This is a genomic window from Geomobilimonas luticola, assembly GCF_018476905.1.
Classification (GTDB): domain Bacteria; phylum Desulfobacterota; class Desulfuromonadia; order Geobacterales; family Geobacteraceae; genus Geomobilimonas; species Geomobilimonas luticola.
In genome coordinates, this window is sequence record NZ_JAHCVK010000013.1 from 25,179 (window position 1) to 46,691 (window position 21,513).

Annotated in this window: 19 protein-coding genes; 9 read left to right on the forward strand and 10 right to left on the reverse strand. The window is 60.1% G+C overall.

All coding sequences use genetic code 11. The annotated features are described in order from the left end of the window. Positions 1 to 2: 2 nt before the first annotated feature. The 5 genes from secD to KI810_RS16350 all read right to left on the reverse strand — a co-directional run bounded on the left by secD (position 3) and on the right by KI810_RS16350 (position 5,492). Positions 3 to 1,604, reverse strand: a complete 1,602-nt coding sequence (gene secD / locus KI810_RS16330) for a protein translocase subunit SecD (RefSeq protein ID WP_214176634.1) — start codon at positions 1,602 to 1,604, stop codon at positions 3 to 5. A gap of 123 nt (positions 1,605 to 1,727) precedes the next feature. Then, positions 1,728 to 2,048 carry a preprotein translocase subunit YajC gene (yajC, locus tag KI810_RS16335; RefSeq protein ID WP_214176651.1) on the reverse strand — a complete coding sequence of 107 codons (321 nt, stop codon included), beginning with the start codon at positions 2,046 to 2,048 and terminating at the stop codon, positions 1,728 to 1,730. A 96-nt stretch (positions 2,049 to 2,144) separates the two neighbouring features. Next, positions 2,145 to 3,260 carry a tRNA guanosine(34) transglycosylase Tgt gene (tgt, locus tag KI810_RS16340; RefSeq protein ID WP_214176635.1) on the reverse strand — a complete coding sequence of 372 codons (1,116 nt, stop codon included), beginning with the start codon at positions 3,258 to 3,260 and terminating at the stop codon, positions 2,145 to 2,147. An 85-nt stretch (positions 3,261 to 3,345) separates the two neighbouring features. Beyond that, the gene (gene queA, locus KI810_RS16345; RefSeq protein ID WP_214176636.1) at positions 3,346 to 4,377 is read right to left on the reverse strand and encodes a tRNA preQ1(34) S-adenosylmethionine ribosyltransferase-isomerase QueA; all 1,032 of its coding nucleotides are present in this window, start codon (positions 4,375 to 4,377) and stop codon (positions 3,346 to 3,348) included. 2 nt (positions 4,378 to 4,379) lie between these two features. Next, positions 4,380 to 5,492, reverse strand: a complete 1,113-nt coding sequence (locus KI810_RS16350; protein WP_246525775.1) for a SpoIID/LytB domain-containing protein — start codon at positions 5,490 to 5,492, stop codon at positions 4,380 to 4,382. A 407-nt stretch (positions 5,493 to 5,899) separates the two neighbouring features. Here KI810_RS16350 and KI810_RS16355 point away from each other — a divergent pair, with 407 nt between their 5' ends. The 6 genes from KI810_RS16355 (at position 5,900) to KI810_RS16380 (ending at position 12,023) form a co-directional block, all read left to right on the forward strand. Further along, on the forward strand, positions 5,900 to 8,008 hold the full coding sequence (locus KI810_RS16355; RefSeq protein WP_214176637.1) for a GAF and HD-GYP domain-containing protein: 2,109 nt from the start codon (positions 5,900 to 5,902) through the stop codon (positions 8,006 to 8,008). 136 nt (positions 8,009 to 8,144) lie between these two features. Then, positions 8,145 to 9,107 (forward strand): ABC transporter ATP-binding protein, encoded by a 963-nt coding sequence (locus KI810_RS16360; protein ID WP_214176638.1) that lies wholly within the window; start codon positions 8,145 to 8,147, stop codon positions 9,105 to 9,107. Next, positions 9,104 to 10,084 (forward strand): ABC transporter ATP-binding protein, encoded by a 981-nt coding sequence (locus tag KI810_RS16365; RefSeq protein ID WP_214176639.1) that lies wholly within the window; start codon positions 9,104 to 9,106, stop codon positions 10,082 to 10,084. Before KI810_RS16360 ends, KI810_RS16365 begins: the two co-directional genes overlap by 4 nt. A gap of 73 nt (positions 10,085 to 10,157) precedes the next feature. Then, positions 10,158 to 10,442: an ArsR/SmtB family transcription factor gene (locus KI810_RS16370; RefSeq protein WP_214176640.1), complete on the forward strand. Its 285-nt coding sequence runs from the start codon at positions 10,158 to 10,160 to the stop codon at positions 10,440 to 10,442. Positions 10,443 to 10,537: 95 nt separating this feature from the next. Further along, the gene (locus tag KI810_RS16375; RefSeq protein WP_214176641.1) at positions 10,538 to 11,713 is read left to right on the forward strand and encodes a class I SAM-dependent rRNA methyltransferase; all 1,176 of its coding nucleotides are present in this window, start codon (positions 10,538 to 10,540) and stop codon (positions 11,711 to 11,713) included. Positions 11,714 to 11,738: 25 nt separating this feature from the next. Further along, positions 11,739 to 12,023 (forward strand): GIY-YIG nuclease family protein, encoded by a 285-nt coding sequence (locus KI810_RS16380; protein ID WP_214176642.1) that lies wholly within the window; start codon positions 11,739 to 11,741, stop codon positions 12,021 to 12,023. On the opposite strand, the gene KI810_RS16385 is transcribed toward KI810_RS16380, so the two are convergent. The 5 genes from KI810_RS16385 to KI810_RS16405 all read right to left on the reverse strand — a co-directional run bounded on the left by KI810_RS16385 (position 11,999) and on the right by KI810_RS16405 (position 17,832). Beyond that, on the reverse strand, positions 11,999 to 12,811 hold the full coding sequence (locus tag KI810_RS16385; protein WP_214176643.1) for a methyltransferase domain-containing protein: 813 nt from the start codon (positions 12,809 to 12,811) through the stop codon (positions 11,999 to 12,001). The two genes, KI810_RS16380 and KI810_RS16385, sit on opposite strands and share 25 nt — an antisense overlap. Further along, the gene (locus tag KI810_RS16390; protein WP_214176644.1) at positions 12,798 to 13,619 is read right to left on the reverse strand and encodes an alpha/beta fold hydrolase; all 822 of its coding nucleotides are present in this window, start codon (positions 13,617 to 13,619) and stop codon (positions 12,798 to 12,800) included. The genes KI810_RS16385 and KI810_RS16390 overlap by 14 nt, the downstream gene beginning before the upstream one ends. An 18-nt stretch (positions 13,620 to 13,637) precedes the next feature. Beyond that, a complete protein-coding gene (gene bioF, locus KI810_RS16395; RefSeq protein WP_214176645.1) occupies positions 13,638 to 14,810 on the reverse strand; it encodes an 8-amino-7-oxononanoate synthase in 1,173 nt (390 codons plus the stop codon). Positions 14,811 to 15,014: 204 nt separating this feature from the next. Continuing rightward, the gene (locus KI810_RS16400) at positions 15,015 to 16,616 is read right to left on the reverse strand and encodes a PilT/PilU family type 4a pilus ATPase (RefSeq protein WP_214176646.1); all 1,602 of its coding nucleotides are present in this window, start codon (positions 16,614 to 16,616) and stop codon (positions 15,015 to 15,017) included. A 70-nt stretch (positions 16,617 to 16,686) separates the two neighbouring features. Next, entirely contained in the window at positions 16,687 to 17,832 is a 1,146-nt protein-coding gene (locus KI810_RS16405) for a metallophosphoesterase (RefSeq protein WP_214176647.1), read from the reverse strand. Positions 17,833 to 17,909: 77 nt separating this feature from the next. Between KI810_RS16405 and KI810_RS16410 the strand changes: the two genes are divergently transcribed. The 3 genes from KI810_RS16410 (at position 17,910) to KI810_RS16420 (ending at position 21,403) form a co-directional block, all read left to right on the forward strand. Continuing rightward, positions 17,910 to 18,596 (forward strand): metallophosphoesterase family protein, encoded by a 687-nt coding sequence (locus KI810_RS16410; RefSeq protein WP_343213519.1) that lies wholly within the window; start codon positions 17,910 to 17,912, stop codon positions 18,594 to 18,596. A gap of 149 nt (positions 18,597 to 18,745) precedes the next feature. Beyond that, positions 18,746 to 20,005 carry a CxxxxCH/CxxCH domain-containing protein gene (locus tag KI810_RS16415; RefSeq protein WP_214176648.1) on the forward strand — a complete coding sequence of 420 codons (1,260 nt, stop codon included), beginning with the start codon at positions 18,746 to 18,748 and terminating at the stop codon, positions 20,003 to 20,005. Between the two features lie 102 nt (positions 20,006 to 20,107). Further along, complete coding sequence (locus tag KI810_RS16420; RefSeq protein ID WP_214176649.1) at positions 20,108 to 21,403, forward strand: 4Fe-4S dicluster domain-containing protein; 1,296 nt, start codon at positions 20,108 to 20,110, stop codon at positions 21,401 to 21,403. Positions 21,404 to 21,513: the final 110 nt, after the last annotated feature.

Below are 21,513 nucleotides of genomic sequence, written 5' to 3' on the forward strand. Positions count from 1 at the left end.
CCCTATATGCTCAGCTTCTTCACGTGCATGCGGCTGAGGAAGAAGTCAAACACCGCCCTGGTGGCCAGCAGCGATGTGAAGAGATTGATGATGATACCGAGGCTGAGGGAGACCGCGAACCCCTTTACCGGTCCGGTACCGAACTGGAACAGGACCGCCGCCGTAATGAGGGTGGTGACGTGGGAGTCCATGATGGTCAGGAACGCCTTGTCATACCCCGCATCTACCCCCGCCGCCGGTGTCTTCCCGAGCCGCAGTTCCTCCCGGATGCGTTCGAAGATGAGGACGTTGGAGTCGACGGACATCCCGACCAGAAGGACGATGGCGGCGATGCCGGGAAGGGTGAGGGTCGCACCGAGCGCAGCCAGCGCCCCCATGAGATAGATGATGTTGAGGACCATTCCGAAGTTGGCGACAAGGCCGGCAAGCTTGTAGTAGACGGCCATGAAGACGACAACGAGCATGACGCCGACAAGGCCGGCAATGAGCCCCTTGTGGATGGAATCCTGCCCAAGGGACGGGCCGACCGTCACGTTCTGGATGATCTTGACCGGCGCCGGCAGTGAACCGGCCCGCAGGACGATGGAAAGGTCAGCCGCCTCCTTTTCGGTAAAGGAGCCCGAGATCTGGGCGCTGCCGCCGGAGATCCGTTCCCGGATGACCGGTGCGGAATAGATGTTGTTGTCCAGGACGATGGCAAACCGTTTTCCCACGTTGGCAGCAGTGACCTGGTCGAACAGCCTGGCGCCGGTGGAGTTGAAGTCGATCGCCACGTAGGGCTGGTTGAACTGGGAATCGATCCGCACCTGGGCATCGGTAAGGAGGTCACCGGTGATCATCGCCTTTTTCTTCACCACCAGCGGGATTTCGGTGACTGCCCCGGTAGCGGGATCTGTCCTCTTCTCGACGAGGAGCTCGTCATCCTCGGGGATGGTCCCGGGAGTAGCGGTGGCCGCGTTGATATTCTCGTCCACCAGCTTGAACTCCAGCCGGGCAGTCCGGCCGATCAGTTCTATGGCCCGTTTCGGGTCCTTGATGCCGGGAAGCTGGACCACGACATGGTTGATCCCCTCCTGCTGAATGACCGGCTCCGAAACGCCGAACTGGTCAATCCTGTTGCGGATGGTCTCCAGGGCCTGCTGTACCGACTTGTCACGGCGATCCTGGGCAACCTTGTCGCTCATCCGGAGCGACATGTTGACGAAGCCCCCCTCGTCGTAGGTCGGCAGCTGTTCCATTTCGGGATATTTCTTCTTGACCAGGTTCTGGGCGTTTTCGGCCGTCGCCTTGTCGTAGAGGACGAGCTGCACCTTGTCGGAGCCGACCCGGCTGATATGCTTGAAGCGGAGATTCTGGGCGGAAAGGGAATCTTCAAGGTCGGTGGCGATGATGTCGAGAGTCCCTTCCACCGCCTTCTGGGTTTCCACCTCCATCACCAGGTGGGTCCCCCCCTGGAGATCAAGCCCCAGGTGGATCTTGTCCTTGGGGAGATACCCCTGCCACCAGGAAGGAAGGTTGCTGACCAGAGTCGGGGTCAGGTAGAGAAACGACAAGAGCAGGAAAACCAGAATCATGCTGACGCGCCAAGTTAAACCCTTGGACATTGAGGATGCTCCTTTCGGCATGGCATGTCCGGCACATTACCGGCAGCCTGGAATTACGGATGATTATACAGACAGAGCGCAATTCCTTGCGCCCCCTGCGCGGGCTGGCACAAGGGGTTGCGCTTACGCTCCCGGCTTGGTCACGCTGGCGATATGCCCTTTATTCACCTTGATATTGACGCCGGTGGCCACTTCCAGAGTAACCACCGTTTCATCGATGGCTGTCACCTTGCCGTGCATACCCCCCGCGGTCACCACCGCATCACCCTTCTTCAGCGCATCGAGCAGTGCCCGGTGCTCCTTGGCCTTTTTCTGCTGGGGGCGAATGAGGAGAAAATAGAAAATACCGAACATGAAAACAAGCGGCACCAGATTCATGATTGCCGACTGCCCGCCGGCAGCTCCTTCCGGTGGGGTACCCATCGCAAATGCCAGACCTAACATACCTACCATAGCTGAAACCTCCATAAATAACATTCAGTTTTTGTCGGGGCGATCCTCGTGATCGCCCCAGATCAGGGACGAATACAAGATTCGCCCCTACAGTGAAAACCTCTTTGCGTAAAATTCTTTCCTGAACTCCCCGAACCGGCCGGCACCGATGGCCTCACGCGCCTGGGTCATGAGATTGAGGTAGTAGTGCAGATTGTGCCAGGTATTGAGCCGCGAGGCAAGTATCTCTCCGGAACGGTACAGATGCCGGAGATATGCCCGACTGTAGTTTTTGCAGACGTAACAGCCGCATTCCGGGTCGAGGGGAGAGCGGTCCTCGGCATACGCCGCCCCCTTGATGTTAACCCTGCCGAAGGAGGTGAAGAGCATGCCGTTCCGGGCGTTGCGGGTCGGCATGACACAATCGAACATGTCGAAGCCGGCGTGAATGCCCTCTATCAGATCCTCCGGCGCACCGATTCCCATGACGTAGCGGGGCTGGTCAACCGGCAGAACGGGTGCGCAGTACCCCATCACCTCGTACATCAGTTCCTTCTCTTCCCCCACCGACAGCCCGCCGAGGGCATAGCCGTCGAAACCGATCTCCATGAGCTCCGCAGCACTCCGCTCCCGTAATTCGCGGTGCATTCCCCCCTGGACGATGCCGAACAGCGCCTGGTCGGTCCGAGCATGCGACTCCTTGCAGCGCCGGGCCCAGCGGGTGGTAAGTCCCAGGGATTTTTCCACGTAGGCGTATTCCGACGGATAGGGAGGGCACTCATCGAAGCACATGATGATGTCACCCCCGAGCGCTTCCTGGATAGCCATGGCATTCTCGGGGGAGATGAAGTGGTAGGAGCCGTCAAGGTGCGACTGGAACCGTACCCCGTCCTCGGTTATCTTGCGCAGTTCCCCCAGGCTGAAGACCTGGAAGCCACCGCTGTCGGTCAGAATCGGCCCCGGCCAGTGCATGAACTCGTGCAGGCCGCCAAGACGTCCGACCAGTTCGTGCCCCGGCCGGATATAGAGGTGATAGGTGTTGGCCAGGATAATCTGGGCGCCCACTTCCCGAAGTTCCTCCGGGGTCATCGCCTTGACCGTCGCCTGGGTTCCCACCGGCATGAAGATCGGCGTCGCGATGGTGCCGTGGGGGGTTGTCAAAGAGCCGAGCCGGGCCGCTGTCGTCCCGTCCTGCTTTATAACCTTGAAATCTATAGCGGGCAAAATATTCCTGACAGAGTGTAAATGTTGAGTTGCATGTTTTGAGCTTCTCAATTCAAAATTCAAAACTCAAAATTCAAAACTGCTTTTACCATATCATCATGGCGTCGCCGTAGCTGAAAAACCTGAACTTACGCCGCACCGCCTCCGCGTAGGACTCCAGCAGCAGGTCCCTGCCGGCAAAGGCACTGACCAGCATGAGCAGGGTCGATTTCGGCAGATGAAAGTTGGTGATCAGGGCATCGACGACCTTGAAGGTGTAACCGGGCCGGATGAAAATATCCGCTTCACCCGCTCCTGCAATGACCGTCCCGTCATCAGCAGCCGCCTGCTCCAGCGCCCGTGTGGTCGTGGTACCAAGAGCCACCACCCTTCCCCCATCCCTCTTTCGCCGGGCAACCGCCTCCGCCGTCCCGGCCGGGATGAAGTACTCCTCCCGATGCATCCGGTGGTCGTCCAGCTTTTCCACACGGACCGGCATAAAGGTGCCGAGGCCCACGTGAAGGGTTATCGGCGCTACTTCGACCCCTCCGGCCACCAGGGCGGCCAAAAGTTCGGGAGTCATATGCAGACCCGCCGTGGGTGCGGCTACGGCACCCTTAGTTGTGGCGAATACGGTCTGATAACGTTCCCGGTCATGCTCTTCCGCAACCCGCCGAATGTAGGGGGGAAGCGGCATGCTGCCATGCCGCTCCAGCCAGGTGGCAAAATCCCCGCCGGGCGAAAAGGCGACCTGCCAGCAGTCGTCGCCGGTACGACTCTCGACCCTGGCAGTCATGCCGTCTGCCAGGAGAAGGACCGTTCCCGGTCCGGGCGACTTGGAAGCCCGGATCAGGCAGTGCCAGCGCTCACCGTCTCCGGGCAAACGCCGCACCAGGAAGACCTCCACCCGGCCGCCACTCTCTTTCCTGCCGAGAAGCCTGGCCGGTATCACTCGCGTGTCGTTCACCACGAGCAGATCGCCGGGACGGAACAAGCGGGCCACTTCGGAAAAGACCGTTTCGCCGATCTTCCCTGTGGACCGCTCCAGGGTCATCAACCGGGCCGCATCCCGCCGGGCCGCAGGAACCTGGGCAATCAGCTCGGGGGGGAGGTGATAATCGAACTCTTCCAGCTCCATGATCAGTCGCCGGAGATCCTGGCCAGCCGCGTCCCGGGGTAGTAATAACTCAGTATCTCCCGGTAGTCAAATCCATCGCTCGCCCGTTGCTTGGCTCCCCATTGGCAGAGCCCCACTCCGTGTCCGTAACCCGCACCGCTGAACAGGGCATTTTCGCCCGCAATCCTCACCTCGAAGTTGGTGCTCTTGATAATCGTTGAACCGACGGCCATCCGGAATCTGGTTGCCGGTATGGTCTGCCTTCCGGTAGCTGTTACGAGCGTCAGATCCACCAGACGGCCGCTGGCGTTACGCCGCCCGAGCCGGATATCCTTGAGACCGGCCACCTGGAAGCCGCTGTTCTTGAGCTGCGACTCGATACGCCGGAGGGGGAGGGTCTGTTCCCATTTCAGCGACGGCGCCGTCTCGCAGTACGCACAGTCAACGCCCCGCAGGTAGGGAAGTGGAAACCCCCAGACATTCTCGGAAGCCTCCGTATGGCCACCACAGTTGGAATGGTAAAAGGCCTGGATGACACCGCCATCGTAGGACAGGACCTCCCCGGCGGTTTCCTGTACCCCCCGGGCGGCCCGGCTGTCTTCGATGTCGCATCCTTCGTACACCTGATCAAGGACACTCGACTCCAGGTGGTAGGGGGCGTTTTTCCGGGCCTGGCGCTGGTATACCGCGTAGGAACGTGCGATTACAGCCTGTGCCTTGACGGCCTCCATCGGCCACTGCGACGATATCTCGCAGTTAATGAGGCCGACAAGGTACTCGTCGAGGGGGAGTTCGTTAACGACCAGGAGTCCCTTGTCGGAAGGGGTGATTTCAATGGTTCCCCGGTACCCTTTGCCGTTGATGAGCAAGAACGCGGGGGCTGATGCCACCAGCTTGCGGACTGTTCTGCCGTTCACCGCCAGTCCGTCCCTGACCCTTTTGACCTGCAGCGGCAGATTGAGGCGGAGAGGCTCCCCATCATCGGCGAGGGCAAGAACACCGGTGCCATCAAGCGAAACGGCATCACTCCCCTTCTGCAATGCAACCCGGATGAGGTCGGTTTGAAGGGGCTCTCCCCGCCCGACCCCGCCGTGAAAAAAGCAGATGCAAAAGAGTATGGCAATTAGTAATTTCAAGTAGTACAATCCTTATTCAAAACTGGTCGATAGAATCACAATTCCGGTCGCAAAGTCAACGATTTTATCGCCTTGTCCCGCTCCCCACAAAGCTCCGAGTTGGCAAGCCAATTGCAGTGACAGAAGACTGTACCGGCCGGGCGCGAACCGCAGGGTGCAATTGGATGGAGTTTTCTTGCGGGTTTTCGGCGAAATGACGTAAACACCCATGTCAGCGCATAGCCAACGACATTGGCCTCCTGCACAGCGTACAACCACGACTGAGCACCCCGCTGACGTTCAACAGCTTTATTAGCGTACGAGCATTAGCCGCAGGTTAAGGAACCAGTTCTAATCGCTATATGACTTGATATCCCCGGCTAAATGGAGTAGAAAACCGAAAGCGCCCTTTACACAAAGCAGGTGACATGAAATCACTGAAAGTCAAAATACTCGGCCTCATCACGATAATCGTCGTCACGATTCTCGTCATTGCCGCCTTCCTGAGCTTCCGGCAGAATGCGGAATTGATCAGGAACCTTGCCGACCACAATACCACGGTCATCATCGAAACCATCAAAAGCAGTGTCATCAACGCCATGCGTTCCGGTCATTCGGAAGAGGTCCGGGAGCTCTTCAAGAAGATCCGTTCCTCAAATTTCATAACCGATATCCGTGTCGTCTCCGAATCGGGGGTCATTATCAACTCCGCCGAGGAGGAGGAGATCGGCCAGATGCTCCCCGCCTCCGACCTGAAACTGATCCGCAAGGGGACGTTCCCCCTCAAGGAATACAACTCCACAAAGAAGGTGTACGATTCCTACACCCGCATCATGAATACGCCCGACTGCTACGGTTGCCACCCCTCGACCCAGAGTGTCCTGGGGATTATGGAGATCGAACTGTCTCTTGCCAATCTTGACGCCCTCGTCGCCAAAGAACGAAAAACCGTCACCGCATCCACGTTCATCATAATCTGCCTCATCATCATTACCATCTCCCTGTTCCTTATCCATTACGTCGATCGCCCTATCCAGCAGCTGATTTCCTCCATGCAGAAGGTCGAGGGGGGAGATTTCGACTGCACGACCACCATTTCCAGCAGCAAGGAGATGAGCCTGCTGTCGGACAAGTTCAACCGAATGGTGGAACGGTTGAAAGGAATGGTGGAGTCGGCCATAAGCCATGAACGCGAACTGGCCCGGGCACAGGAAAAGCTCGCCCACCACCGGGAAATCCACACGATGAACCATCGGCTGGAAGACCAGCTGAAGGAGATAGAAAACCTCAACGTCTCACTGGAAGAACGGATCGAAGAAATCGAGGAGGCGAACTACAAGATCGCCGACCTTGCAGGAGAACTGGAAGACAAGAACACCAACCTGGAAAAGGCGGTCACCAGGCTCTCCACCCTCTACAAAGTCGGCCTGGCCATCAATTCCACCATGGAATCGAAGCCACTCTTCGACTTGGTGGTAAAGACCACCATGGATACCCTGGAGGCACAGATAGGCTACATCATGCTTCATGACCGCCAGCGGAACGTTCTCAAGGTAACTACCCTGCTCGGCCATGATACCTTCTCCCCGGAAAAGGGAGAGTTGGAAATGAAGCCCTCCAGCGTCTCCGCCTGGGTCATCAACAACGGCAAACCCCGGCTGATTACCGACATCCATGAAACCCCGGAATTCGACCGGATGAGCGCCATGGGGTACGAACGAAAAACGCTCATCTGCGCCCCCCTGAAAACCAAGGACGAAACCATCGGCACCATCACCGTCGTCAACAAGATCGACAACTCGGTCTTCACCAATGAAGATCTTGACCTCCTCACCACCATCGCTGCCCAGGCAAGCATTGCCATCAAGAATGTCCAGCTCTACGAAGAGCAGCAGAAAACCTACATGAACACCATCCATGCCCTGGTTTCCGCTATTGAAGCCAGTGACAGCTACACCCGTGGCCATTCGGAACGGGTAACCCGCTACTGCATGGAACTCGCGAAGAAACTGGACATGCCACCCGAGCGGCTCAAAATCATCGAGCGGGCTGCCGTTCTCCACGACATCGGCAAGATCGGCATCGACCTGAGCCTTCTCCACAAGGAAGGGCGGCTCACCCCGGAGGACATCCGGGAACTGCAGCAGCATCCGGTTATCGGCATGAAAATACTGGAGCCGATCGAATTCCTGAGCGACGTCCGCCTCTGCATCGGCCAGCACCACGAGCGCTTCGACGGCAAGGGCTATCCCAACAACGTGTCAGCCGACCAGCTTCTGCTGGAATCACGCATGCTTGCCATCGCCGATTCATTTGACGCCATGACCTCCGACCGTCCCTACCGCAAGGCGCTCTCTCTGGATGTCGCCATCAAGGAACTGGTGGACAACGCCGGCACCCAGTTCGACCCCGACCTGGTCCAGCCGTTCGTCGAAGTTCTCCGGAGCGGGAAGTTCAGCTTCGCCGCAATTTCAGCAAACGATGGCACCCAGGAATACGGGCAACCACGGGTTCCCATCTGCATCTCCGCTGCCTAGACACGTAACCTGTCCCCCCTCTCCTCCCCAAAGGATTTGCCCCTCCCCTCATTTCGTGGTATAACGTTGCCAACCCGAAACCCTGCTCCTACCACGTTCATCCGCAGGTCCATCACCCACCCCCAGGAGCGAGCGCTTGCCCCCCCTTCTCAACGTCACCGGCCTTGCCACCCATTTCCACCTCGGAACATCGACCCTGAAAGCGGTCGATGGCGTCGATTTCTCCCTCAACGAAGGTGAAACCCTTGCCATCGTCGGCGAATCGGGGTGCGGCAAAAGCATGACCGCCTGCTCCCTCATGCGGCTGGTTCCACCTCCGGGGAATATTGTCAGCGGCAGTATCGTTTTTGGCGGCACCGACCTGCTGCTTCTGTCCGACAAGGAGATGCGCGATATACGCGGCAACAGCATTTCCATGATTTTTCAGGAGCCCATGACCTCCCTCAATCCGGTCCTTACCGTCGGAAACCAGATCGGGGAAGTCCTTCGGCTGCACCGCAACCTCACCCGGCGGGAAGCGCTCGCGGAGACGGTCAGATTGCTCGGCCTGGTAGGCATTCCGGCACCGGAACAGCGTGTGGAAGACTACCCCCACCAGCTCTCGGGCGGAATGCGGCAACGGATCGTGATCGCCATGGCCCTTGCCTGCCAGCCCAGGCTTCTCATTGCCGATGAACCGACCACCGCCCTTGACGTCACCATCCAGGCCCAGATCCTGGAACTGATCGATCGGCTGCAACGGGAAAACGGCATGGCTCTCCTTCTCATCACCCACGACCTGGGGATCGTTGCCGAACGGGCCGACCGGACCGCCATCATGTACGCAGGAAAAATCGTGGAGACGGCACCGACTGCCGAACTGTTCCAGAACCCCCTCCACCCCTATACGTGCGGGCTCCTCGCATCCCTCCCCCAGAACGCCGTTCCGGGAGAACCGCTCGCCACCATTCCTGGCCATGTCCCCAACCTGGCGGATGAGCAGCAGGGATGCGGTTTCTGCCCCCGCTGCCCGGCCAAGACCTGGGAGTGCCGGCAATCCACCCCACCCCTCAAGGAGGCCAGCAGCAACCACCTGGTCCGCTGCTGGAAGTTCCCATGACCGCTCCCCTCCTTGAAGCAAGAAACCTTGCCAAATATTTTCCTGTTGCCTCCGGCCCTTTTGCACCCCGCCAGACGTTAAACGCAGTCGACGGACTGGACCTGAGCCTTGCAGCCGGCGAGGCGGTCGGACTGGCAGGGGAATCGGGCTGCGGCAAGTCCACCGTCGCCCGGCTCCTCCTTGGCCTTACTCCCCCGACAAAGGGTGAAGTGCTGTTCGAGGGGGGCAACCTGGCGGAGATGGGCAAACGTGATCTCGCCTCCTTCCGCAGGGCCGCCCAGCTCATTTTCCAGGACCCTTTTTCCTCCCTCAACCCGCGTCAACGCGTGGGGGACATCATCGGCGAACCCCTCGTCGTCCATGGCTATGCTTCCGGTTCGGAACTGCGTGAACGGGTGGCACGCCTCATGGAAAAAGTCGGCCTTGCAGAGGAGCACTTTTTCCGCTATCCCCACGAATTTTCCGGCGGCCAGCGGCAGCGGATCGGCATTGCCCGTGCGCTTGCCGTGGAACCGCGCCTGCTCGTCGCCGACGAACCGGTATCGGCCCTCGACCTCTCTGTCCAGGCCCAGATCATCAACCTGCTCCAGGAACTGAAGCGGGAACTGAACCTGGCCTTCCTCTTCATTGCCCACGACCTGTCGGTGGTGCGGCACCTCTGCGACCGGATCGCCATCATGTACCTGGGGCGCATCGTCGAAACCGGCCCCCGCGACGCGGTGTTCGAGCGGTTTCTTCACCCCTACACGGAAGCACTCCTGTCAGCCGTCCCCCACATCCACCCCCCGACCGGTAACAAGCGGATCATCCTGCCGGGCGACCCCCCCTCACCCCTGTCCCCCCCTCCAGGATGCCCGTTCCACACCCGCTGCCCCTACGCAGAAGGAGTATGCAGCAGCACCACCCCCCTGCTGACGGAACGGGACCCCGGACACCTTGCCGCCTGCCATTTCAGCATGAAGCTCTACCGTTCATAAGCAGCTTCTTATTGACAGTCAGTTCGGAAAATTATATATATATGGATATCTTCTCGCAAAAGGGGGTGGTCCGATGGGATCCGAGGAATTCGACAAAAGCAGAAACTTTGATAACGAGGCTGAAATCCTCAAGGTCCTCGGCCATCCCGTCCGGCTGAAGATCGTGGCCGGGCTCTGCACCAAGGAATGTAATGTAAAACACATCTGGGAATGCCTCGGGCTTCCCCAGGCCACGGTGTCACAGCACCTGGCGCTCCTCAAGAACAAGCGGATCATCGAAGGGAAACGAGATGGGGTCGAAGTCCATTACACCGTGGTCCACCCCCTGGCCAGGAAACTCATCGAACTCCTCAGCTGACCGGCATTACTTCAGGACTGCATTATCATCGATCCCCTCCCGAGCGAGGGGATTTTCATTTCAGCTGCGATCCACGACGAAAGAGACGGGAGCCCATGCTCAAGATCATACTGGGAAAAGGTGAAGACAGGCGGATCCGGAGCGGTCATCCGTGGGTCTTCAGCAACGAAATTCGCGGACTGGAGGGAGACAGCCAGCCGGGACGCGCTGCGGAGATTTACGACGCTGGCGGCGGCTTCGTCGGCACCGGCTACTACAACCCCCGCTCACTCATCGCCGCCCGGCTCCTCAGCCGGGAACGGACCGACATCGATGCCACGGCATTCTTCCGGGAGCGCCTGGAAAAGGCCCTCGCCTGCCGCCGGGAACTCTACCCGGAAATGACGACCTACCGGCTGGTCCATGGCGAGGGGGATTTCCTCCCTGGGCTGGTAGTGGACCGGTACGGCGACCACCTGGCAGTGCAGTTTCTCACCTGCGGCATGGACGTGCGGCGGGAGCTCGTCACCACGGCTCTGGTGGGAATCCTGGCGCCGAAGGGGATCATTGCCCGGAACGATGTGGCGGTGCGGGGGCTCGAGGGGCTGACGGAAACCGTCGAACTCCTTTACGGGGAGATACCCGAGATTATCGAAATGGAGGAACACGGCCTCCGCTTCCGGGTCAACCTCCGGGAGGGGCAGAAGACCGGCCATTTTCTCGACCAGAAGGAGAATCACCGGCTGCTGGAACGACTTGCCTTCAGCAGGGAGGTGCTCGACTGCTTCAGTTATTCGGGAAGCTGGGGAGTGCATGCGGCAGCGTACGGTGCCTCCCGGACAACCTGCCTCGACATCTCGGAGCGGGCAATCACCCTGGCACGGGAGAACGGTGAGTTGAACGGCATGGCGGATCGGATGGCCTTCGAGGCGGTGGACGTATTCGACCGGCTCCGGAGCCTGAAAACGGAAGGGCGCAGCTTCGACGTCATCGTCCTCGACCCACCCGCCTTCGTCAAGAGCAGGAAGACCCTCAAAGAGGCGGAAAAGGGATATCTCACCATCAACCGTCGGGCCATGGAACTACTGAAACCGGGAGGACATCTCATTACCTGCTCCTGTTCCTACCACATGGGGAGGGAGCTGTTCCACGACCTCCTTAAGACCGCGGCCTTCCAGGCGCGACGGGAGATGCGGCTGGTGGAGGTCCGCTCCCAGGCCCCCGACCATCCGGTGTTGCTGGCGGTGCCGGAAACCGAGTATCTCAAGTGCTTCGTGCTGCAGGCGGTCTGATGCACTTGCGGACAGACTCCCGACAATGACCTGGCAGGTCTACATCATCCTCTGTTCCGACAACACGCTCTACACGGGGATTACGACGGACATTGACCGGCGACTTCGGGAACATGCCGCGGGTACGGGTGCGAAGTATTTCCGGGGACGAAGGCCGGAGAAACTCTTCTATCTGGAGGGTGGACACGACCGGAGCAGTGCGGGGAGGCGGGAAATCGAGATCAAAAAGATGAAGCACGCCGAAAAATGCCTTCTGGGGGCTTCATGCAGCAACGAAGCCGCTTGTCACTCCTTGCGGCACACGCCGTAGATCACCTCGTAGGTAGCCGGGACAACGCCATCCGTAGCATATTCCCGCCGGTAGATATCCATCATCTCCAGCATGACCCGCCGCTCGGCAAGACCGCGCCCCTTGACCGGCGCGGCATTGCCGGCACCTACCCGCTTGATGGCCCGCAGAAGGGGAGGTACATCGGCATGCTGCTCCACCTCAAGTTCGGAACTGGTGCGCGGAACGGCGAAACCGGCCGCCGTCAGGGCGGCGTGAACCTGCTCCCGCGAGTGAAACGTGTGGGTTCGGGATTCTTCCGTGTGGCAGACGGCAGTATGGGCCTGCCGGTAGGAACTGCGCAACTCATACAGGGTCTTTTCCCCGAAGAGGGCGAAACAGAAGAGCCCCCCCGGCCGGAGCACCCGCAATGCCTCCATGAATGCAGGAACCGGCTCCTCCAGCCACTGGTACGTGGATGTGGAAACCACCAGATCGAACGCCGCATCCCGGAACGGCAGCCGTTCAGCGTCCCCCGCCAGCACCCCCACCCTGTCAGAGTCATCGAAGCCTCCCCTGGCCGTCCGGCACATGCCGAGGGCCAGGTCGAGCCCAGCCAGTCGGGCAGTCGGATACAGACCGTGCAGGGCGCGCAGAAGCATGCCGGAGCCGGTTCCGATATCGAGCAGATATGCGGGAGTCAGCGACTCATCCCTGAGAATATCCGTCAATCGAGCAACCACCCGCTTCTGCACGTCGGCGTACGCTTCGTACTCCGCCGCGTGGCGATGGAACGAGCTGCGGACCCGCTGTCGATCAATCCCGACCATGGAGAGTCTCCAGAAAGGCGGCAAGAAGTCGGTTACACTCCTCGGGACGTGAGAGAAACGGCGCATGCCCTGCTCCTGCCATCTCAACGAGACGGGCATGGGGGAGATGATTCGCCATGTAACGGGAAGCCGCCGGCAGACATATTGTATCCGCTCCGCCATGGATAAGCAGGACCGGCAGGTCGATGGCCTGGAGCGTGTCCCGCAGGTCGGCGGTGGAGAGGATGTCGAGGGTGGCGAGCGCCACACGGGGCTCCGGCAGCCTGCCGGGGATGACGATCTCCCGGGCAAGGCGGTTTTCCTGCTCGCGGGAGAGCTCGCCGGCGGCGAACATCCTCCGGAAGAACCCCCCCATGGTCTTCTGAAAATCCCGTCTGATCCCTGCCCCCATCCCCCGCGGTTCGGCAGGGGGAAGACCGTAATCGTAACCGTCGGCCAGAGTGAAGCGGGGAGTGCCGCCAATCAGGACAAGCCCCGCAAGCCGTTGCCGCAGGTGAGGAAAGGCGGCAAGCGCCACCTGGGCGCCGAGGGACCAGCCGAGGAGAACCGCGTCCGTCAGGTCGAGTTCATCAAAGAGGGCAGCGATGTCATCCGTCAGGTCGGCAAGGCCATAGCCGGATGCAGGTGAACTGGAGCGGCCGTGGCCGCGCAGATCGACGGTGACGAGCCGGCAACTCTCCGCCAAGGGCTCCTGAAACCGCCAGAAGGCTCCTGATGCGGCCCAGCCGTGGACGAGCACCAGCGGCCGACCGGTACCGGACACTTCGTAATGGATGGACACCCCGGTCGGGGTTTCACACTGCGGCATGAAATAACCCTTTACCCATCACACTACCCCAAGCTCCCGCCCTACCCTGCCGATGGCCGCCACCGCCCGCTCCAGGTCATTTTCCCCATGGGTCGCCATGAGCGTGCAGCGAAGCCGGCAGCTGCCGGCGGGGACGGTGGGGGGGCGGATACCCTGCACGAAGAACCCTTCGGCCAGGAGTCGCCGGGAGAACTCCATGGTCGGCTCAGCATCCCCGACGAAGAGCGGCACGATCTGGGTTTCGCTCCCCATGGTATCGAAGCCGGCATCCCGGAGAGAGTTCCTGAACAGTTCGCTATTACGGGCAAGCCGGCAACGAAGGTTGGCACCCGCCGGGGAGTCCACCAGATCGAGGGCGGCCAGGGACGCCGCCAGCACCGCCGGCGGGAGGGCCGTGGAAAAGATGAAACTCCGCGCCCGGTTGACGAGGAGTTCGACGAGTTCCCGGGAACCCGCGACGTATGCACCGCAACTCCCCAGCCCCTTCCCCAGCGTCCCCATCTGGATATCGACCTCCCCCGGCACTCCGCAGAGTTCGGCGCTCCCCCGTCCGGTCGGACCGAGGACCCCCGTGCCGTGGGCGTCATCCACCATGAGGAGGGCGCCGTACTTCCGCCTGAGGGCCGCCAGTTCCGCGAGGGGAGCCAGATCACCGTCCATGCTGAAAACGCCGTCGGTGACGATGAGTCGCCGGCCAGCAACGTCCGTCTCCGCAAGCAGCCGGCCCAGGGCAGCCATGTCGTTGTGGGGGTAACGGACGAACCTGGCCCGGGAAAGGAGTGCCCCATCCACGATGCTTGCGTGGTTGAGCCGGTCGGAGAAGATCACGTCCCCCTTGCCGACCAGAGCGGGGATGATGCCGGTATTGGCCGCATAACCGGAATTGAAGACCAGCGCCGACTCCGTCCCCTTGAAGGCTGCCAGGCGTTTCTCCAGGGCATCATGCAGCTCCATGGTACCGGACACCAGGCGGGAGGCGCCACTGGAGACCCCGTACCGCTCAACCGCCCGGATCGACGCCTCCTTGAGCGCTGGATGGTCAGCCAGCCCCAGATAGTTGTTGGAACAGAGGAGCAGCACTTCCCGTCCGTCGAGCAGCACCCGCCCAGCCTGGGGCCCTCCTACGACCCGCAGGCTCCTGAACAGCCCCTGCTGCCGCAACCCTTCCAGTTCTTCACGAAAACCGTTCACCGTAACACCCCTTTCCCGCCCGACACCTCCTTCTTGTAGCACAACCCCGCCCCAATCGTCAACCAACCATAAACTGCGGGTTAACAATGAGAACAATGTCGGTAAGCTTATGGCTTGTTCGGGGGAAAGAATTGCAGGAAAGAGCAAGGGGGCTTCATACAGCGAAGCCCCCTTGAATATGCCCGCAATGGAGGTGGAAAGACGTTAGCGGCCCGGTCTGCGCGCCGCAATTTCCTGGAAGAAGTTCTGGTTCTCACACAGTTTCAACCCTTCATCCTGGCTGATCTTCCCCTCCCGGCACAGCTGGGCAAGGGTGAAGTCGAGGGGCAGAAAGTCCTCCGCCCCCTGCTGGAACATGTTCCTGATCTGATGGGTCTTCCCTTCGCGGATGAAGGAGCGGACCCGGCTGCTGTTGACGAGTTTTTCGACGGCGAGGACTACCCCCTTGCCGTCCTTCGTCGGCACCAGCCGCTGGTTGAGGACCAGAAGAAGGCTTTCCGCCAGCTGGGCCCTGATCAGCTGCTGCTGGTTGGGGGCAAAGATGTCGATGATCCGTTCGATGGTGGCGGTGGCGGTGGGGGCATGGAGGGTGGTCATGACCAGGTGGCCGGTTCCGGCGGCCTGGATGGCAATGGCGGCACTGGCGGGATCGCGCATCTCCCCCACCACGATTACGTCGGGCGCCTGCCGAAAAACCCGTTTCAGCCCCTCGTGGAAAGAGTCCGTGTCGATCCCCACCTCCCGCTGGTTCACATTGCTCTTCTTGTGGCGATGGTGGTATTCGATCGGCTCCTCGATGGTGACGATGTTCACCTGCCGGTGGGAATTTATCAGGTCGAGGAGGGCGGCGAGAGTGGTGGTCTTGCCGTTGCCGGTCGGGCCGCTGACGAGAATCAGGCCGTGGGGACGGAGGGCAAACTCTCCCAGCCAGGGAGGAAGGCCGAGTTCGGCGAGGGTCGGTATCTCCTCGACGATGGTCCGGATGGCGAGGGCGACGGAACTCCTCTGGCGGTAGATGTTGGCCCGGAAACGGCATATGTCGGGATAAGTGAAGGCAAAATCGAGTTCATTGGTTCGCTCGAACTCCTCCCGTTGACTGGGGGTCATAATCTCCCGCGCGTAGGCGGCTGTCTGGTCGGGGGTGAGCGCCGGATGGGGAAGCCGCACCAGTTGTCCATGCCTTTTCAGGGTATGGGGAGCGCCAGCTGAGAGAAGGAGGTCTGATCCCTTCTCTTCCACAAGCATACGGCATAGGTCGTGAAGCGACGGCAACCCGCCTGTTGCGCTCGTTACCGCCACGGAGCCTGCCGGCCGTTGCAATTCCATGCCCCGCAACGGCTTACCGTTCACCGGGCTTTTTTCAAGATGCCGGAGGGCTGCCTGCAACTGGGTGTCGGGAACGACAATGGGCTGGACACTGCGGCCGAAAAAGAACTCCAGCTCGTTGATGGCCGTCACATCGCTGGGGTCGGCCATGGCCAGAAACACGCTCTTCGGACCGACCGCGATCGGTAGCACCTGAAACTGCTGCATCTTTTCCAGGGGAAGGATGCCGAGAACGTTGGGCGATATCTCCAGCTCGTACAGGTCGGCCGAATTCACCTGGTGCTTTTCCTTGAGCGCCGCAACCAGGGAAGGAACGGTAAGAACCCCCAGGTCGAGGAGCAGGGAACCGATCCTCCCCCCCTTCTGCTTCTGTAGGTTGAGAGCCTGGTCCAGTTGCTCCTGGCTTATGACTCCAGCCTGACAGAGCAGCTCACCCAGCTTGAGTTCCGGCTTTGCACTCTTGTCACCCGTCTGCTCCATGTCCCCCTCCCTCTTTACACGGCAATGCCCATTCTTAACATGCACCAATGGTGAAGTAAACAGTATTTATTCACTCACCGGACGCCGGGTGCAGTTCGATCACGGTCACTTCCGGCGGAGCAAGGAACCGCAGAGGCGGCCCCCAGGTGCCGGTCCCCCGGCTCACATACAGGGACGAATCGTTGCCGAGCCTGGTAAGGCCTGCCTTGACGGGATAGAAAAGATAGGTAACGAGATTGAAAGGGAAAATCTGCCCCTTGTGGACATGACCCGAGAGCTGCAGGTCAAATCGGTCCATGCTGGTCTGTTCGGCGGTCGGCCGATGCTTGAGGAGAATGGTGAACCTGTCGCGGGGGAGTGACGCGAGAAGATGGGTTTCAGCAGTCGCCCCTTTCCCCTCGACCCGACTGTACGCGGGATCATCAACCCCGGCCAGGGTCAGCCAAGCGGTGACGGGCTTGATATCCCCCCGCAGCAGGGTGAAGCCGGCCCGGTTCTCGAATGCCAGCGCCTGGTCGATGCCGGCATAGAATTCATGGTTACCCGTGACCGCATATTTGCCATAGGGGGGCGTGATCTGCCGAAACTGCTCGGCAAGCCCGGCAAGACCATTGATCTGGCCATCCACCAGGTCGCCGGTGACAACAAGAAGATCAGGATTTGCCTCTCTGACAAGGGCCAGCATCCTTGCCAACCGCTCTTCCCTGACGATCAGCCCGAGATGAACGTCGGACATCTGCACGACGACAAACTTCCCCACCTCCCGGGGTATCCTGGGGCTTCGTAGCACGACCCGGTCGGCACGGATATCCCTTGCCTCGAAGTAGCCGTAGAGAGATGTCGCCACCCCCCAGACGAGGGGGAGATAGAATGCTGCCCGAGGGGAAAGGACCAGCCTTCCCGGCTCGAAGTGCCACACCTTCACCGCCAGGAAGAGAACAAGACGATAGCAGTCGACGGCCATGGCGGCGGAGAAGAAGAGGAAGAGAAATCCCATCCAGCCGTAGCCGACGTAGGCCGTGAGGCGCGCCGCCGTTTCGTAACCGTGCCGCTCGGTGGAACGGACCAGAAGCGGGGCTATCACCATCGCAGCGAGAAAGAGGGCGAGCAGGGTACCTGCCAGGGGACCGAAGCCGATGGCCTGCCGCGCCTTGAAGAAGGTGTAGAGATGGACACCGCCATACACCAGGAAAAACGTTACCAGGAACAGGTTCATGATACCCCCCAAACACCGCCATGGGGCGGAGGAGTCACCACAATACCATAGAGACGGTTACACGCGAAGGGGGTATTGTGTATAATATCGCCATGAGCTCCCGACGTTTCGTCATTCCCGATATCCATGGATGCGCCCTCACCCTGCGATGCCTGGTAGAAAAGGTAATTCGCCTCGACCCAACTGACACCCTCTACCTGCTGGGGGACTATATCGACCGCGGGCCGAGCAGCCGCGAGGTGCTTGAACTGATCCGCACCTGGATCAACAGCGGGTTTGCCATCCATCCTTTGAGGGGAAATCACGAAGAGATGCTGTTGAATGCCTGCCGCGACCGGGACTCGTTCCGTCTCTGGATGCTCAACGGCGGAGGCGCCACATTGGCAAGTTACGGCGTTGAGGATGCCTGCGAGATACCCCTTCCCCACCGCACGATGCTTGACGCTCTCCCCGCATACCTGGAACTGGACGATGTGGTCCTCGTCCACGCCGGCCTGAATTTCGACCTCGATGACCCCTTCAGCGACCGGGATGCCATGCTCTGGGTCCGCCCCACCAGAACCGACAGCGTGAAGCTCGGTGGACGCAGGCTGATCTGCGGTCACACCCCGAAAACCCGCCACGAGATCCAGGCGAGCCTGGCAACCGGCCTCATAACCCTCGACAACGGCTGTGTCTATGCGGGGAAACCCGGCCTGGGGAGCCTGGCGGCCCTTGAGCTCAATACCCTCACCCTGCTGTTCCAGGAGAATATCGACATCTAAAGAGATGCAGGTGCGCGCCGAAAGCAGGTGGAGGTGAAGTTATCGGGGAGTGATCACCCGTCGTGGGCTAAACTGGCTCTGCCATATTTTGGTGGTAGAATGTACGGACCGACAGCTCATGATACCATTGCACGCGAAGGAAACCGACCATGATCACGCGCCGTTACCTGCTTTTCACTCTTCTGCTCGGAATGTTCTCCACCCACAAGTCCCTTGCCCAGAACGAAACGCCGTCATCTCAGCCACCATCAGCAGTCGCTGCCGTGACCTTCCCCCTGGGGACCGCCACCCCCTCAGAGGTGTGCGGCGCCTGCCACAAGGCCATATACCGTGAATTCGCCCTGGGATTCGGCAGCGATATCCGCAATCGCGGTGTTGCGCTGAAATCCCCCCACGAGCAGAGGCTCGACCTTCCCGCCAATGTTTCATCCACCACTACCGCCCACGCCATGGCCGGTGTCGATCCCTTCCCCATTCACGCCCGGGAGGCCGAGGAAGAAGGAAAGTCCTGCAACGTCTGCCACTTCCCCGAAGCCTTCGAGATTCCGGACATGGACGTGGCGGAAGTTTTCAAACCCGCACCCCGCCCGAAAGACCAGGAAGCGGGCGGGTTGACGTGTGCCAGCTGTCACCTCACCCCCGACGGGAAAATTCGCGGCCCGTACAATCTGCGTGCCCCCCATAACAATTTTCCCGATGTCCGGATGAAAACCTCCCTCATGTGCGCCTACTGCCACAGCCTCGGTAAACGGGTAGTGGGAAAGCAGACCCAGACATTCCTTGAATGGCGGGACGATTTCTGGAAACAGGGACTGGGGAGCCAGAACTGCCAGGACTGCCACATGCCCCGCACCACAAGGAAACTGGCGGAAAACAGCGACGTGCCGGAACGGGTGGTGGCACGCCACCTCTGGACCGGTGGACGGTCGGTACAACGCCTGCAGAATGCCCTGAGTCAGGTCATTGTCCAGCCAACGGCGGGAGCGGCATCGTTCGAATTTCGCCTCATCAATATCGGCGCCGGCCACTCCGTGCCGACCGGATCAAACCGCCGCGCCATCTATCTGCAGGTGTACGCCAAGCATAAACGCGGCAAAGTCGTGGAGCAGCACGAATGGCTGTTCGCTCCCTGGTACAGCGCCCGACCCGACGACCGAAAATACCTGGAAGACGACAGACAACGCCCCGACGCCAAAGCCGCCATGCAGGCAGACGCCCAGGGCCCCCACGAGCAGATCATCCGTGCCGGCGAAGAACGGGTACTGAGCTGGTCTCCCAAGCTCAGACCGGGCAGTTACTCGATCCAGGCCCGTCTGGTCTACGACCTCAACCGTTACAACGATCGAAAAATCACGAACGACCAGACCTTGATCAGTACGACAACACTGAACGTGTCGGTAGGTAAATAACCTGCCGGGTCACTTGATGCCGAGAGAGCCCGTACCTTATCGATACGGTTCTTTGGAGAATTTCCTACGAAACCGACCACCTCGCGCGCGACGGGAGACGCCATGTCACACCACATGCCGAAAACCGGTTACCGGCAACTGGTGGATCGCCTCAACAGATTCCCCCAGGGAGCGTTCCCTTCTCCGCTCCTCTATGACATCCTCGCACTCCTCGTCAGCGAACGGGAGGCAGAGCTCGTATCCCGTCTTCCGCTCATGCCTTTCACTGCCAAGCGGGCTGCCGGGGTATGGCTCATGACGGAGAGCAAAGCCAGGACACTGCTGGACGGGCTTGCCTACCGCGCACTTCTCCTCGATCTCACGAAGGGAGATGAGACCTTCTACGTCCTCCCTCCTCCCATGGCAGGATTTTTCGAATTCGCCCTCATGCGCGTCCGAACAGACATCGACCAGCAGGCGCTGAGCGAACTCTTCTACCAGTACCTCAACGTCGAAGAGGATTTCATCCGCGACCTGTTTGTCCGTGGGGAGACGAAACTGGGAAGGATATTCGTACACGAACCGGCCCTTTCGTCAGAAAATGCCAGCCATGTGCTGGAATACGAGCGGGCGAGCGAGGTGATCCGTACTGCACAACGGATCGGCGTGGGAAGATGCTACTGTCGCCATAAGATGTCCCATGTCGGAAAGGCATGTTCGGCGCCGCAGGAAATCTGCATGACCTTCAATCTGGTTGCTGAGCCGCTCATCCGTCATGGCCATGCCCGGCAGGCCGGGTCACGCGAGGCCCTCGACCTCCTCCAGCAGGCACGCGACAGGCAGCTCGTTCAGTTCGGGGACAATGTACGGGAGGGGGTCAACTTCATCTGTCATTGCTGCCGCTGCTGCTGTGACGCACTGCTCGCCGCCAAGCGCTTCGCCAATCTTCACCCGGTGCACACCACAAACTTTGCCCCGATTGTACAGGCGGAGCAGTGCATGGCATGTGGCAGATGCGCCGCCGCCTGCCCGGTGGAGGCGATGCAGCACACAGCAACCACGGGCATAGAGCGAACCGGCATCAACACTCCACAAATAGACATGGACCGCTGCCTTGGCTGTGGTCTCTGCGTCAAAGCATGCCGTTTCGGGGCACTCATCCTGGAATCACGCGCCAAGAGGGTCCTCACACCGGTCAACACTGCCCATCGCGTGGTTCTCATGGCAATCGAACGCAACTGCCTGCAAAATCTCATCTTCGACAATCAGGCACTGAGGAGCCATCGGGCAATGGCGGCAATTCTCGGGGTGATTCTCAGACTCCCCCCGCTTAAACAGTACCTGGCAAGCAAACAGATGAATTCTCATTACCTCGAAAGGCTTCTCCAGTCGGTCCATCTTCCGGCTGGCATCCGGTAATTAGTGTATGTATGCCTTGGCAGTTGCTATCACCAGAAACAAAAAAAAGCCCCACCATAAAGAATGGTGGGGCTTTTTGATAAAATTCCCGGCGGCGACCTACTCTCCCA

Coding starts and splice junctions, on each gene's coding strand:
- yajC (WP_214176651.1), bottom strand. CDS start 2,048: ATGTTAGGTCTGGCATTTGCGATGGGTACCCCACCGGAAGGAGCTGCC.
- KI810_RS16405 (WP_214176647.1), bottom strand. CDS start 17,832: ATGAACCTGTTCCTGGTAACGTTTTTCCTGGTGTATGGCGGTGTCCAT.
- KI810_RS16375 (WP_214176641.1), top strand. CDS start 10,538: ATGCTCAAGATCATACTGGGAAAAGGTGAAGACAGGCGGATCCGGAGC.
- KI810_RS16390 (WP_214176644.1), bottom strand. CDS start 13,619: ATGCCGCAGTGTGAAACCCCGACCGGGGTGTCCATCCATTACGAAGTG.
- secD (WP_214176634.1), bottom strand. CDS start 1,604: ATGTCCAAGGGTTTAACTTGGCGCGTCAGCATGATTCTGGTTTTCCTG.
- KI810_RS16370 (WP_214176640.1), top strand. CDS start 10,158: ATGGGATCCGAGGAATTCGACAAAAGCAGAAACTTTGATAACGAGGCT.
- KI810_RS16365 (WP_214176639.1), top strand. CDS start 9,104: ATGACCGCTCCCCTCCTTGAAGCAAGAAACCTTGCCAAATATTTTCCT.
- KI810_RS16400 (WP_214176646.1), bottom strand. CDS start 16,616: ATGGAGCAGACGGGTGACAAGAGTGCAAAGCCGGAACTCAAGCTGGGT.
- KI810_RS16380 (WP_214176642.1), top strand. CDS start 11,739: ATGACCTGGCAGGTCTACATCATCCTCTGTTCCGACAACACGCTCTAC.
- KI810_RS16385 (WP_214176643.1), bottom strand. CDS start 12,811: ATGGTCGGGATTGATCGACAGCGGGTCCGCAGCTCGTTCCATCGCCAC.
- KI810_RS16415 (WP_214176648.1), top strand. CDS start 18,746: ATGATCACGCGCCGTTACCTGCTTTTCACTCTTCTGCTCGGAATGTTC.
- KI810_RS16420 (WP_214176649.1), top strand. CDS start 20,108: ATGTCACACCACATGCCGAAAACCGGTTACCGGCAACTGGTGGATCGC.
- queA (WP_214176636.1), bottom strand. CDS start 4,377: ATGGAGCTGGAAGAGTTCGATTATCACCTCCCCCCCGAGCTGATTGCC.
- KI810_RS16355 (WP_214176637.1), top strand. CDS start 5,900: ATGAAATCACTGAAAGTCAAAATACTCGGCCTCATCACGATAATCGTC.